Here is a 13,380-nt window from a genome sequence, read left to right on the forward strand (position 1 = left end):
ATTATACAGTCTTTGCTGTTAATAAGGAAGCGATCCATTCAGCTCCCTCTTGAAAGGTTGAAGGAGGTGTGCCGTGCCCTTTGTGTCCGATGGACGAATTGATCACCAGCGTCACATCTGGGGAACGGATTTGACGCTCGTAGTTCAGATCGGTCAATTCACGGACAAATTGGTAGCAGGCGTCTGTTCCTACCCGAAGATCGCGATTGCCGATATAAAATTTGACCTTTTTTCCTACCAACAGGGATTTTTCGATTTCAAGGGATTGCGTAATGGGGTGGTTATGGATCTTGTTGAATTCTTGAATCGTGGCCATTGTCGTTAAAGGGGCAAATCCTAAAACCGTACTCAATTCGGGAACTCTGGAAGCAAGGTGAAGTGCAATAAATCCGCCTCGGGAAAGCCCGCCGACAGCCATCCGTTCGCTATCAACGATCCCATTTTGAATGAGGAAATGGATATTTTCCAGGCATTTTTCCAAAAAAGATGACAAAGGATTGACTCCTTGCTCAATCTTTTCTGCCCAAAATCCCATAGCTTCTGTGTTCTTCAGCCCTTCGCCGTGGCCAGGAATTGTAAAGGAAAAGGTGCGCAGAGGGTAGGATTCTAGAAAAAGTGCCGGTTGGTTAAAAGGGTCCAGGAACAGGCTGTCCTTTCCGGATAAGGCAAAGTAGAAAAAGGCTGGAAGCTTTCCTTCTTCTAGGGGAGCTCCGCGATGGTAAATAGGAAGCCCTGATGGAGAGGGGATCGCCTTCATTGCCTTTTTTCCAAGGGTGGCGGGTGGGGGTGCTTTTGATGCACCCCTTTCTTTAAGTGCTGGCGCCAGGCATTGTTCCAAGCTTTATAGGGTTTGAGCAGATCGGGATCAAGCGCTGCGCGCATTTTTAAAAATTGCAGTGCTTCGGGAAACTCGTTCATTGAGAGCGGTTTGTGTCGGATCGATTGCTTTCCTGACAGAGGAGTTAGCCGAAACTGCATGGTAATCAAGGAGGAAACTGCTGTGCTCAATTTTCTTGGAAGGAGGGAAAAAGAGGAGGCTACAAATTTTTTCATGACAGAAGAGGTTGCCATCATCACATCGCCAAGATGAAGGCATTTGTCTTGATCAACAGATTTTTTCTTCAATTCTTGGTCAACAATAGGGAATAGAAGGCAAGCGGTTAGAATGGGACGCGACAACAAAGATTCGGCCTGCTGCCGATGAATCTGGTCGGCAACTTGCAGAAGATCGTAGATCTGTTTCCCTTTTTCTGTTTCCAGGATGGTTGTCAACATGGGAAAAAGCAGGTGGAGCATTTTTGCTTGAGTCATTAAGTGGAAGAACTGAGCTGCTGCTCCGGACTCCAGCATCCGCAGCATCTCTTCGAGAATTCTAGCCGGAGAGCTTTTCGTAATTTCTTTTCGGGTAGCGATTAACGCCTGTTTTGTTTGTTCATCAATATTAAAGCCGAATCTGGCTCTGAATTTGATGAGGCGCAGCATGCGGACGGGATCCTGCTTGAAGCGGATGATCGGATCTCCAATGCTTCTTAACACTTTTTGATGGATGTCTTCCCATCCTCCGACGTAGTCAATGACTTTATGTTCAAAGGGATCGTAGAAAAGTCCGTTGATGGTAAAATCGCGCCGGATCACATCTTCTTCTTCGGTTCCCCAAGTATTATCCCGCACGATCAGGTCGCTTGCATTCTCTCCGGATCGGAAAGTGGAGACCTCGATAATTTTTTTGCCAAACTTGATGTGGGCGAGCCGGAATCTTTTCCCAATGAGGAAACAATTTCTTCGAAAAATTTTTTTTATTTCTTGCGGATGCGCAGAGGTGGAAATATCGAAATCCTTTGGCTCGCGTTTGACCAGAAGATCTCTGACACTTCCTCCAACAAGGTAGGCCGTGTAGCCGGCTTCGTTAAGTTTTCGAATCACATATAAAGCGTCGGAATCGACGTGGGCCGGATCAATTTCGTGATCGTCGGCCACAAATTCTCTGGGGCGCACTAGCTGACATCTCGAGTTAACAATCTAGGAAGAAATAAGCCCAAAAATCGGTGCTTTGGCGGCCAAAACCCCGATTTATGAGCTTTTTCGATCCAATAAATTGATGTTAAAAACTATCTTATCATCCCCAAAACTAAGGGAAATTTGTTAAATTGTCAACTGTTTTCCAGATATAAGCGACTGTCGGGATCTTATTTGATCGCACGCGTGAAATCCCTTCGAGATCTGTTTTTTCTGCACCGACTGATAAATAAAAAGATTGGTAAGGGTTTTCTTTGGCTATCCAGACAAAACATGAATGAAAACCGTTTTCAGTTAACCATTTGAAATATTTATTTACTAAATTTCTCCCAATCCCTTTGCCTCTGGATTCTTCAAGAAGGTAAATGGCATAGATCTCTGCATCGCAGTTTTCCAAAGTTTGGCGTGCCTGGCCTCCACTTAAGAAGCCTACAATCCGATCGTTTTCGACGGCGACTAAAATCGTTGCTTGACTGCCTAAAGACTTAATCGTTTCACGCCAGTTTTCTACGCGATCTTCCCAGTTCATCGCGCTAAGCACTTCTTCGTCGACAATTTTTTGGTAGGTTGTCTGCCAGCTTTTTACATGCACTTTTGCAATTTGTTCAGCATCTTCAGGTGTTGCGTTGCGGATTTCAATCATGTTTAACTTTTCTTTCACTTTATTAATACGAGTTGAATATGGTATCGTGATTTGGATTATTCAGAAAACATCCCTTTATTGAAATGAAAACATACCAAGAAAAAAAAATTTTTGGAACAGACGGCGTTAGAGGAAAAGCGAATTTCTCTCCGATGACAGTTGAAACGGCGCTTGCTTTGGGTCGCGCCGCAGGGAAGTTTTTCCGGCGCCACAATGGCAAACACCGGGTTGTGATCGGAAAAGATACTCGGTTGTCTTGCTATATGTTTGAAAATGCTCTCATTGCCGGTCTTTGTTCCATGGGTGTCGACACGCTCATGGTGGGACCTCTGCCTACGCCGGGAGTTGCGTTCATTACCCGCGCTTACAGAGCCGATGCCGGCATTGTGATTTCTGCTTCCCACAATTCGTACGAGGATAATGGAATTAAATTTTTTTCCTCGGACGGTATCAAACTCTCCGATGAATGGGAAAGAGAAATAGAAAAACTCATTGAGGAAAACGATTTTAACGATAGTCTGCCTGCTTCTCACTTGATCGGTCGAAATAAAAAAATTGATGACGCTGCAGGAAGATATATTGAATTTGTCAAAGCGACTTTTGGGAAAAAACTCTCTTTGAACGGGATGAAAATCGCTCTCGATTGCGCAAACGGAGCTGCCTATAGGGTAGCGCCGCATGTGTTCAATGAGTTGGACGGTCAGGTGTTTGCGTATGGCATCAATCCCAATGGATTAAATATCAATGATATGTGTGGATCTCTTCACCCTGAGGTGGTCCAAAAGGCTGTGATTGAGCATCACGCCGATGTTGGGATTGCTTTGGATGGAGATGGTGACAGAGTCATTCTCATCGATGAGCATGCTCAAATTGTTGATGGCGATCAAATGCTTGCCATTTGCGCTAAGCACATGCTTGGAGAGGGAACATTAAAAAATGCTCGCGTTGTTGCAACAATTATGACCAACATGGGCATTGTCAATGCAATGGAGCAGAGCGGAATCGAGGTGATCCGCTCAGCGGTCGGCGACCGCTATGTCGTCAAGGAAATGATCGATAACGGTGCTGAATTAGGCGGCGAACAGAGCGGGCATGTGATCTTTCTTGAACATAACACAACAGGGGACGGACTTGTTTCCGCGTTGCAGGTGCTGCGGATTATGCAGACGACGGGATTAAGGTTGTCTGAGCTTGCAAAGCCATTTGAAAAATTTCCCCAAGTCACAGTTAACGTTGCGGTCAAATCCAAACCTCCTTTAGAAGAGATCTCTGAGTTGCGTAAAGTGGTCCAAGATGTTGAGAAGAAGTTGCAAGGAAAAGGGCGTGTACTTGTTCGTTATTCGGGAACGGAGAATATGTGCCGCGTGATGGTCGAGGGGGAAAACCTGCATCAAGTTTCCGTATTCGCGGGGCAGATTGCAGAATCGGTGGAACAGGCAATAGGGTAATTGATCATGTGCGGTATTTTTGGATACGTAGGAAAGAAAAATTCCGTCAAGATTGCGATCGAGGGACTGAAGCGTTTAGAGTACAGGGGATACGATTCTGCGGGTATTGCAGGGGTTAGTTCGGGTCAGTTGTTTGCCTGCAAAGAGGTAGGAAAGGTTGCCATTCTTGAAACGATCGTAGAGAAAGCCGATATTTCACTTGATGCCGCGATCGCCCATACTAGATGGGCAACACACGGAAAGCCGAGTGGACTCAATGCGCATCCCCATCTGGATACCCTCCATTCACTTGCCGTTGTGCACAACGGTATTGTAGAAAATCATGACACTTTGCGCAGGCATTTGATGCAGCAAGGGGTTGCCTTCGAATCAGAAACTGATACCGAAGTGATCGCTCATCTCGTCAGCAGCTTTTATGAAGGGGATCTATTAAAAGCTGTAAAGGAGACGATTCCGTTGTTGGAAGGATCGTTTGCGATAGCTCTTGTCCATAAAGATTATCCCGATCAAATCATTGCTGTTGCTCATGAATCGCCCCTGGTGATTGGAATAGGAGAAGACGAAGCGTTCATTTCATCTGATTCTCATGCTTTTATCTCTCACACCAGGGAAGTGGTTTTCCTTTCGAATTCCGAAATCGCTGTTGTCACTCCTGACAAGTTGGAAATTTTCAATACTTCGCTTCAGCAGATTCAAAAAGAGCGTGAAATCCTTTCTATCGAAGCTGAAGAGATCTCAAAAAAGGGATATCAGCACTACACTCTGAAAGAGATTAATGAGCAGCCTCAGTCTATTCGAAACGCTCTGCTTTCCCGCTACTTTGAGGATTACGGAACTGCCGTTTTCGAAGAATTGACATTTGATGTCAATGAGTTGCTCTCTATCCAGCGAGTGTTGATTCTCGCTTGCGGCACTTCGTGGCATGCAGGCTGCGTTGGTTCCTATCTGATCGAGGATATGGCGCGCATTCCTGTCCAGGTGGAGATCTCTTCTGAATTTCGATATAAAAACCCTATCGTTCCCCCGGGTACATTTGTCGTGGCAGTCAGCCAGTCGGGCGAAACGGCCGACACTATTGCCGCATTGAGGGAGCTAAAGGCAAAAGCTGTAAAAGTATTGGGAATTTGCAATGTGCATAGCTCTACGCTGGCAAGAGAGTGCGACTGTACGATCTTTCTTAAAGCTGGACCTGAGATAGGCGTCTGTTCAACGAAAGCATTTGTTTCGCAAGTCGTTGTTTTTTCTCTTTTCTCTCTCCTGCTTGCACGGATGCGCCATATGAGCAAAGCAGACGGACAAGAATTTATTCAAGCGCTGAAGGTCTTGCCTGAACAGGTGCAAAAAGTGTTGAATCAGGCAGATGCCATCCAGTCTCTTGCTAAAAAGTATGCGAAATACGACAACTTTTTTTACTTGGGCCGCCACTACATGTTTCCTACAGCGTTGGAAGGAGCATTGAAGTTGAAAGAGATCTCTTATATCAATGCCAATGGATATCCAGCCGGTGAGATGAAGCATGGACCGATCGCTTTGATCGGGCCTGATTGTCCGACAGTCGCTTTTTGCGCTAATCGGCTGACTTATGACAAGCTGTTAAGCAATTTGATGGAAATCAAGTCTCGGAGCGGGCCGATCATTGCAATTTCAGAAGAGGGAAGTGCCGGGATCGACAGTATTGCCGATGATGTGATCTGGGTTCCGGCATCCAGAGATGAGATTGCTGTGGTTCCTACAACCGTCGCTGCGCAGTTATTTGCCTACTATGTTGCATTGGAAAGAGGAGAGGATATCGATCAGCCGCGCAATTTGGCTAAATCGGTCACAGTCGAATAACGAAAAGAAATTCTATGGATAGAAAACTTATTATAGGAACGTTGCTCGTTTCCGGAACGTGCATAGGGGGGGGGATGCTCGCGCTTCCCGTCTTGACCAGCTTAGGAGGGTTTGTCCCTTCCATGGTGATTTTCTTGTTATGCTGGCTTTTTATGGCGGGAACCGGGTTGCTGTTTTTGGAAGTTTGCCATTGGATGAATGGAGACACTAATATTGTTTCTATGGCAGGAAAAACTCTGGGAAAAGGGGGAAAGGCGTTTGCCTGGCTTCTCTATCTCTTTATGTTTTATTGTCTGACGCTTGCCTATATCGTTGGATGCGGAAATCTCGTGACTGAAATCCTTCCCTTGCCTGCTTGGGCGGGCTCTCTTGTTTTTGTTGCGGTTTTTTCGCCCGCGGTCTTTTTTGGAGCACGTGTTGTCGGCAGGGTCAACAGCTTGTTGATGGTAGGACTGTTGGTTTCTTATTTCGTTTTTGTTGCCATTGGAATTCCTTATGTCAACGTTGAGAATTTGAAGCATATTGACTGGCCTTCATCGCTTCTTGCACTTCCTGTTGCCTTCACATCGTTTGCTTATCAAGGAATTATTCCCACGTTATCCCGCTACATGGAGTTTAATATCAGGAAAACTCGATCTGCAATTTTACTGGGGAGCTTTTTGCCTTTTGCTGCCTATGTCATTTGGCAATGGCTCATTTTAGGGATTGTCCCCACTTTCAGTGAAAACGGGTTGGCAGATACCTTGGAGGTCGGCGGCAACGCAGTCGATCCCCTTAAATTTTTTATCAAACACTCATCTGTGTACACCGTCGGGCAATTTTTCGCCTTTTTTGCTTTGACGACATCTTTCTACGGGGTAACCTTAGGACTGCTCGATTTTTTAGCTGACGGTCTGGACATCAAAAAAGATGCTAAAGGGAAGTTCTTTTTGTCGATGCTTGTTTTTGTCCCGCCTCTTTTTCTAGCTGTCTCTTATCCTCGAGTTTTCCTCACCTCTTTAGAATACGCAGGAGGATACGGAAGTGCATTGCTTCTCGGATTGCTGCCTATTCTCATGGTTTGGTCAGGAAGATATTGCCAGAAGCTGCCTTCAAAATATTCCTTGTTTGGAGGGAGAATCACCCTTGTTTTAATGCTGCTGTTTGTGATTTTTGAGATCATTTTTGAAACAGCGCATCTCATTTTTCATTAACAGCATGAGGTTCAGTAATGCCGAAAAAGCCACAGATGGACGCAGATGAACATGGATTGGAAACTGCCAAAGGGCAGTTTCTTGTGTATCAAGCGGAAGATGGTCGTTTAAAGCTAGATGTACGCCTCGAAGGAGAGACGGTCTGGTTGACGCAACCCTTGATAGCGGAACTATTCCAGACTACCCAGCAAAATATAAGCCAACATATTTTAAGTATTTACGAAGAAGGTGAGCTGGCTCCTGAGACAACTCACAAGAAATTCTTGTCGGTTCGATCAGAGGGAAAGCGGGAAGTCAAACGACTGCTGGATTACTACAGCCTGGACATGATTATCTCGGTTGGCTATCGGGTGAAAAGTCATGTGGCTACTCGTTTCCGCATCTGGGCGACTCAACAACTAACCGAGTTTGTCAAAAAGGGCTTTCTGTTGGATGACGAACGCCTAAAAAACCCTGATCAGCCTTTCGATTATTTTGAAGAGCTCGAACGGCGCATTCAGGATATTCGTATTTCCGAGCGCCGATTTTATCAGAAGATTACCGACATCTACGCCACCAGCATCGATTACGACCCTACGTTGGATATCAGCATTGAGTTCTTTAAAACTGTCCAGAATAAGATGCATTGGGCTATTACCGGCCAAACAGCGGCAGAAATCATCCATTCCCGTGCCGATGCGGACAAGCCGAATATGGGTTTAACAAGTTACCGTTGATTGGAACAGGTATATAGACAAGCCTTTTGACTGGCTAAGGAGGAAATGAACATGTTTGATTGGCAAACGGGGGGCGAGAAATGGCCTTTGAACGGATAAGCAAATTCAAAAACAATTGGATTTTTCGCGGCGGCCAGGGAGATTTTATATGCTGACCAGCAACGCAACTGGTGCCAATCGATCTTCCTCTATATCAAAACTCGACAGCTTACTATATGAGTACGAATCAGAATATCACTATCTTTTTAGTCTTGTTTACGAAGCAGCCAATTCTAAAGAAAAGGCTGGCTTGCAACAAAATTACCCTCTGCCCAATATCGCTCGAAGGCTCTTGGAATCATTTCTTGCGTTTCGCCTGCCGTCAAAGTCTGGAGAATTGCGCCAGCAACTCGATTTTATCGATTTCGATGTAGTGAAAAAGACCAGAATTCTCAGATTTCTTCATACATACTCTCACTCTGGACAGATATCCGACTCGGAACACGATCCATCAATTCTTATTGAAACGAAACAGGTACTAAACGACCTGCTTTGCTTGATTCAAAAAGACGATTACCGCCACTTTAACCAGATGAAGGCGTTGGTTACCAAATGAGAGTTCTTCACACATCCGACTGGCACATTGGCCGCACCCTCTACGGCAGAAAACGCTACGAAGAATTCGAAGCCTTTCTGGCCTGGCTAGCGGAAACGATTCAGCAGAATGAAATTGATACGCTGCTCGTGGCAGGTGATGTCTTTGACACCAGTACTCCGAGCAATCGCGCCCAGGAGCTTTATTACCGCTTTTTATGCCGTGTAGCCGCCTCATCCTGTCGGCATGTTGTTGTCGTCGCGGGCAATCACGATTCACCGTCCTTTCTCAATGCTTCCAAGGAACTGCTCAAAGCTTTAGATGTCCACGTGGTCGGTAGTAGCACGGAATCCCCGGAAGACGAAGTGCTGGTGCTCCGTAACGAGCAGGACGCTCCGGAATTGATTATCTGTGCTGTGCCTTACCTTCGCGACAGGGATATCCGTGTGGCGGAAGCGGGTGAAAGCGTCGAGGACAAAGAGCGGAAATTAATTGACGGCATCCGTACTCATTACGCCACTGTTGCCTCCCTGGCAGAACAGAGGCGAGAGGAACTCGGGGCCGATATTCCCATTATTGGCATGGGGCATCTGTTCACTGCAGGCGGCCAAACTGTCGATGGTGATGGCGTGCGCGAACTCTACATCGGCTCCTTGGCTCATGTGACAGCCGGAATTTTTCCTACCTGTTTCAACTATCTGGCGCTTGGTCACCTCCATATCCCGCAAAAAGTGAACGGCTCCGAAACTATAAGGTACAGCGGCTCTCCATTGCCCATGGGATTTGGAGAGGCAAAACAGCAGAAGAGTGTTTGTCAGGTTGAATTCCACAGCACGACCGCATCCGTACAACTGATCGACGTGCCGGTGTTTCAGAAATTCGAGCGCGTCAAGGGAGACTGGGATGACATCTTAAACCGCATCATCGAATTGTCGGCAACCGACTTTCAAGGTTGGCTCGAAGTTATTTATGATGGCATTGAGGTTATTGGCAATCTGAGTGAGCGTCTGGAGGTTGCGATTTCCGGCACTCAAATGGAAATTCTACGGATAAAGAACAACCGCGTCATCGACCGCGTTCTGGAGCGAATCCATGAAGAAGAAACGCTTGACGATCTGAACGTGAACGACGTGTTCGAGCGCTGTCTTGCTGTCCATGAGGTGTCTGAAGAGCAGCGGCCGGAGCTGCTTCGGACCTACCAGGAAACGATCTTGTCTCTCTATGAAGACGATCTGCAGGCGGATTAGAGGGGCTGTCGATGAGAATATTACAGGTGCGCTTCAAGAATCTGAACTCTCTGGTCGGCGAATGGCAAATTGACCTGACCCACCCGGTTTTTGCGTCTGACGGCATCTTTGCCATCACCGGCCCCACCGGTGCGGGGAAGACCACAATCCTTGATGCTATTTGCCTCGCTCTTTATGGGCGGACACCGCGCCTGAACAAGGTTACCAAGAGCGGAAACGAAATCATGTCCCGTCAGACCGCCGAATGTTTTGCCGAGGTGATCTTCGAAACCCAGACAGGGCGTTATCTCTGCCACTGGAGTCAACACCGAGCACGCAGGAAGCTAGACGGCGAACTCCAGGCCCCGAAACACGAAATTGCCAATGCCGATTCTGGCGATCTCTTCGAATCCAAAATCAGAGGCGTAGCTGACCAGATCGAATCAGTTACCGGCATGGATTTTGACCGTTTCACCCGCTCCATGTTGTTGGCCCAGGGCGGCTTTGCCGTGTTTCTTCAGGCGGCACCGGATGACCGTGCTCCGATTCTGGAACAGATAACTGGCACAGAGATCTACAGCCAGATATCTATCTGTGTCCACGAGCGCCAGCGCGAAGAGAGGGAAAAATTGAACCTGCTTCAAGCTGAAACGGTAGGTATCGTGATTCTTGAGACGGAGCAGGAACAAGAGATTGGGCAGACTCTTGAAACAAGGCTGAAAGAGGAGAGAGATCTTGCCGCCAAATCCGCTGACACAGGGAAGGCTATTACCTGGCTTGCCAACATCGATGGGTTGAAGAAAGAACTCGCCAACCTAGCCGATGAAGCGAGTAAGCTGCAGGGCGATATCGAGGCGTTCAAACCGGATCGCGAAAAGCTGGGCAGGGCTTTGAGCGCCGCTGCACTGGACGGCGCATACGCAACGCTTACTGCCATCCGCAAACAGCAGGCGGATGACAATGCAGGCTTGAAAGCCTGGAAAGAGACTCTTCCCGAGCTGGAATCCTCTGCCAAGGAATTGGCCAAGGCACTGAAATCAGCAGAGCAACAAACTGCTCTGATCAAAGAAGAACTGAAAGCGGCCGTGCCTACATTGCAGAAAGTTCGCTCTCTTGATCAGAAACTTACCGATCAGAAAAAAGCCGTTTTGGAAGGTAATGAGGATTGTAAAAAGGATGCGGGAAAGATTGATGCAGACAAAAAAGCTAGGCTAGAGGAGGAGAGAAAACGATCCAAGGCTTATGAGGCGCTGGATCTCGTAGACGGCTATCTTAAGGAGCATGCAAAGGATGAATGGCTGGTTAGTGGTCTGGCTGGGGTTGAAGAGCAGATCGCCGGCCTGCTCTCCAAGCAAAATGAAATCTTACAACAAGAGGCTACTCAAGAAACGGTCACGAAGGCTCTGGAACAGGCGACAAAGTCATTCGACGACTGTCAGAAGCTATCTGGCATTCGGAAGCAAGAACTGAAGGGTAAATCAAAACAGATTCAGCAGGGCAAGGATGCTTTGAACCGGCTTTTGGGAGATCGCTTGTTGCGGGAATATCGCACCGAGAAAGAAACGTTGCTGCGTGAAATGGCCTTCCTGACGAAAATTGCGGAGCTTAAAGATCACAGGGAAAAACTGGAAGACGGCAAGCCCTGTCCTCTTTGCGGCGCAATCAAACACCCCTTCGCTGAAGAGAATATCCCTGCCCCTGATAAAACCGAACAAGAGATCGACGCCCTAACCAGGCTGATCAGCAAAGCCGAGGATCAGGAAATCACCATCAAAAAATTCGAAGAAGCAGAAAATCTGGCCCGCAAAAATTTGACGGAGGCTGAAAAGCTGGAGTCAGTAGCGGATAATGAAAAGAAGGCTGCCGAGAAAATCCTTGCCGAGGTGAGGGACTGCCTGGTAAAACTCCGTTCCGATTTTACCGAACGGAGGCAGGCTATTACTATCAAACTCCAGCCACTTGGTATTGCAGACATCCCTGAAACGGACATTTCATTACTGATCGGAACCCTCAAGGTGCGGCTCAAGGCGTGGCAGGCCAAGGTAAAGAAAAAGGTGGAGATCGAGAAACAGATTGCCGACATCGACAGCGAGGTGAAGCGGCTGGATGCGGTTATCGAAATTCAAAGCACTGCCCTAGCCGAAAAGCTGGAGCGCTTGGGTTTCTTGAAAAAGGAACTTGCAACCGAAAGCAATGAACGTAAGGCTCTTTACGGCGACAAGAATCCGGGCGATGAGGAGCGCCGTTTAAATAAGGCAATTTCGGATGCCGAAGGTTCAGAAAAGCAGATAAGAGAACGGCATAATGAACTCCAACAAAAATGGAATACCGCGAAGTCCCATGTTGAATCTCTGAAGAAACGCATCGAACAACGAGAGCCGGAACTGAGAAGGTTTGAAATAGAATTCTCCGCAGCGCTTGAGCCTGTGGAATTTTCAAATGAAGAACAGTTTTTGGCGGCCATATTGCCCTCTGAAGCTCGGGCGAAGTTGATGGCTACAGCCAAGGATCTGGATGAACGTCAAACAGATCTGAAAGCGAGGCAGAAGGATCGGGAAACGCGCTTGATCGCGGAAATGGCTAGAGAAGTTGCCGACAAGCCTATAGAAGAGCTCGAGACCCAACTCAAGGAGCACGAGGAAGTCCTGAAAGAGCTGCGAGACATCATTGCCGGTCTTAAGCACAAGCTAAGTGAGAATATGGCTGCAAAAGAGCGGATAAAGGAAAAGCAGACAGCTATCGAAGCCCAGAAAAAAGAGTGCCGCAGGTGGGAAAACCTGCACGAGTTGATTGGCTCCGCAGACGGCAAGAAGTACCGCAATTTTGCTCAGGGGCTGACCTTTGAAATAATGATTGGTCACGCCAACCGGCAATTGCAGAAAATGACCGACCGCTACTTGCTGGCTCGGGACAATGCTCAGCCTCTGGAACTCAACGTGGTCGACAACTATCAAGCAGGGGAGATTCGCTCCACGAAAAACCTTTCCGGTGGAGAGAGTTTTATCGTCAGCCTGTCCTTGGCGCTAGGCTTGTCTCATATGGCCAGCAAAAATGTTCGGGTGGATTCGCTGTTTCTAGATGAAGGCTTTGGCACCTTGGACGAAGAAGCCCTAGACACCGCCCTGGAAACTCTTGCAAGCCTGCAGCAGGACGGCAAGTTGATCGGCGTCATTTCACACGTGCCCGCTTTAAAGGAGCGAATCAGCACGCAGATCCAAGTAACACCTCAAACAGGTGGCAGAAGTCAGATATCAGGGCCTGGATGCAACAAATTCTAACTTTGAGGCTTGCTTGTATTGCGTGAGCCTGAACAGACTCACGCTGCTTGGTGCACCGGCTTTATTTGATTCCCGCATCTATCTGATGCGGAAGTAAACTCCGGCGCCGCCTCTTGGATAATAGTGATAGCGGTAATATGGGCCATAATAGGGATCGCGGTAGTGATGATAGTATCTTGGTTGATAACGATAGTGGTTTCTCGGATAATAGCGATATCGGTCATGATGCCGGTAATATCTGGGACTTCCTCCGAAATAGATTCCGAAGCCGCTGCTAGCGATCTCCTGGCCCTTATTAGGAACTGTTGTTTCTGCTGTTGCTTGCGGCATGAAAAATGGCGTGGCTGCAAATAATCCAACGAGCAACCAATGGTATACACGAGGCTTAATGTTAATCATCTCCAGACCTCCTCAGACATTCTTTTAGTTATAGAACGCCTTTTGTGATTAGAT

At 47.4% G+C, this 13,380-nt stretch carries 11 protein-coding genes; 7 read left to right on the forward strand and 4 right to left on the reverse strand.

What is annotated here, in order from left to right; all coding sequences use genetic code 11:
- Position 1: 1 nt before the first annotated feature.
- The 3 genes from WCW_RS01980 to WCW_RS09660 all read right to left on the reverse strand — a co-directional run bounded on the left by WCW_RS01980 (position 2) and on the right by WCW_RS09660 (position 2,659).
- A complete protein-coding gene (locus WCW_RS01980) occupies positions 2 to 757 on the reverse strand; it encodes an alpha/beta hydrolase family protein (protein WP_013181512.1) in 756 nt (251 codons plus the stop codon).
- Positions 754 to 1,977, reverse strand: a complete 1,224-nt coding sequence (gene pcnB, locus WCW_RS01985; RefSeq protein ID WP_227738821.1) for a polynucleotide adenylyltransferase PcnB — start codon at positions 1,975 to 1,977, stop codon at positions 754 to 756. The genes WCW_RS01980 and pcnB overlap by 4 nt, the downstream gene beginning before the upstream one ends.
- A 151-nt stretch (positions 1,978 to 2,128) precedes the next feature.
- Positions 2,129 to 2,659, reverse strand: a complete 531-nt coding sequence (locus WCW_RS09660; protein ID WP_013181514.1) for a GNAT family N-acetyltransferase — start codon at positions 2,657 to 2,659, stop codon at positions 2,129 to 2,131.
- Between the two features lie 83 nt (positions 2,660 to 2,742).
- On the opposite strand from WCW_RS09660, the gene glmM reads away from it, so the two are divergent.
- The 7 genes from glmM to WCW_RS02025 all read left to right on the forward strand — a co-directional run bounded on the left by glmM (position 2,743) and on the right by WCW_RS02025 (position 12,927).
- The gene (gene glmM, locus WCW_RS01995; protein WP_013181515.1) at positions 2,743 to 4,107 is read left to right on the forward strand and encodes a phosphoglucosamine mutase; all 1,365 of its coding nucleotides are present in this window, start codon (positions 2,743 to 2,745) and stop codon (positions 4,105 to 4,107) included.
- A gap of 6 nt (positions 4,108 to 4,113) precedes the next feature.
- Positions 4,114 to 5,940, forward strand: coding sequence for a glutamine--fructose-6-phosphate transaminase (isomerizing) (gene glmS, locus WCW_RS02000; protein ID WP_013181516.1), 1,827 nt, complete (start codon positions 4,114 to 4,116; stop codon positions 5,938 to 5,940).
- Positions 5,941 to 5,954: 14 nt separating this feature from the next.
- Positions 5,955 to 7,133, forward strand: a complete 1,179-nt coding sequence (locus WCW_RS02005; protein ID WP_041941473.1) for an amino acid permease — start codon at positions 5,955 to 5,957, stop codon at positions 7,131 to 7,133.
- A gap of 17 nt (positions 7,134 to 7,150) precedes the next feature.
- Positions 7,151 to 7,849, forward strand: a complete 699-nt coding sequence (rhuM, locus tag WCW_RS02010) for a RhuM family protein (RefSeq protein WP_013181518.1) — start codon at positions 7,151 to 7,153, stop codon at positions 7,847 to 7,849.
- A gap of 103 nt (positions 7,850 to 7,952) precedes the next feature.
- A complete protein-coding gene (locus tag WCW_RS02015) occupies positions 7,953 to 8,444 on the forward strand; it encodes an AAA family ATPase (RefSeq protein WP_079891149.1) in 492 nt (163 codons plus the stop codon).
- Positions 8,441 to 9,670 carry an exonuclease SbcCD subunit D C-terminal domain-containing protein gene (locus WCW_RS02020; RefSeq protein ID WP_013181520.1) on the forward strand — a complete coding sequence of 410 codons (1,230 nt, stop codon included), beginning with the start codon at positions 8,441 to 8,443 and terminating at the stop codon, positions 9,668 to 9,670. The genes WCW_RS02015 and WCW_RS02020 overlap by 4 nt, the downstream gene beginning before the upstream one ends.
- Before the next feature lie 11 nt (positions 9,671 to 9,681).
- Positions 9,682 to 12,927 (forward strand): AAA family ATPase, encoded by a 3,246-nt coding sequence (locus WCW_RS02025; RefSeq protein WP_013181521.1) that lies wholly within the window; start codon positions 9,682 to 9,684, stop codon positions 12,925 to 12,927.
- A gap of 78 nt (positions 12,928 to 13,005) precedes the next feature.
- Here WCW_RS02025 and WCW_RS10385 read toward each other — a convergent pair whose 3' ends face one another.
- On the reverse strand, positions 13,006 to 13,326 hold the full coding sequence (locus WCW_RS10385; protein WP_013181522.1) for a hypothetical protein: 321 nt from the start codon (positions 13,324 to 13,326) through the stop codon (positions 13,006 to 13,008).
- Positions 13,327 to 13,380 lie beyond the last annotated feature (54 nt).

Source organism: Waddlia chondrophila WSU 86-1044 (assembly GCF_000092785.1).
Taxonomy (GTDB): domain Bacteria; phylum Chlamydiota; class Chlamydiia; order Chlamydiales; family Waddliaceae; genus Waddlia; species Waddlia chondrophila.

Excerpts from the sequence above, each read along its gene's own strand:
- WCW_RS10385 (WP_013181522.1), bottom strand. The coding sequence starts at position 13,326 with ATGATTAACATTAAGCCTCGTGTATACCATTGGTTGCTCGTTGGATTA.
- glmS (WP_013181516.1), top strand. The coding sequence starts at position 4,114 with ATGTGCGGTATTTTTGGATACGTAGGAAAGAAAAATTCCGTCAAGATT.
- WCW_RS02025 (WP_013181521.1), top strand. The coding sequence starts at position 9,682 with ATGAGAATATTACAGGTGCGCTTCAAGAATCTGAACTCTCTGGTCGGC.
- WCW_RS01980 (WP_013181512.1), bottom strand. The coding sequence starts at position 757 with ATGAAGGCGATCCCCTCTCCATCAGGGCTTCCTATTTACCATCGCGGA.
- WCW_RS02005 (WP_041941473.1), top strand. The coding sequence starts at position 5,955 with ATGGATAGAAAACTTATTATAGGAACGTTGCTCGTTTCCGGAACGTGC.
- WCW_RS02020 (WP_013181520.1), top strand. The coding sequence starts at position 8,441 with ATGAGAGTTCTTCACACATCCGACTGGCACATTGGCCGCACCCTCTAC.
- glmM (WP_013181515.1), top strand. The coding sequence starts at position 2,743 with ATGAAAACATACCAAGAAAAAAAAATTTTTGGAACAGACGGCGTTAGA.
- WCW_RS09660 (WP_013181514.1), bottom strand. The coding sequence starts at position 2,659 with ATGATTGAAATCCGCAACGCAACACCTGAAGATGCTGAACAAATTGCA.
- rhuM (WP_013181518.1), top strand. The coding sequence starts at position 7,151 with ATGCCGAAAAAGCCACAGATGGACGCAGATGAACATGGATTGGAAACT.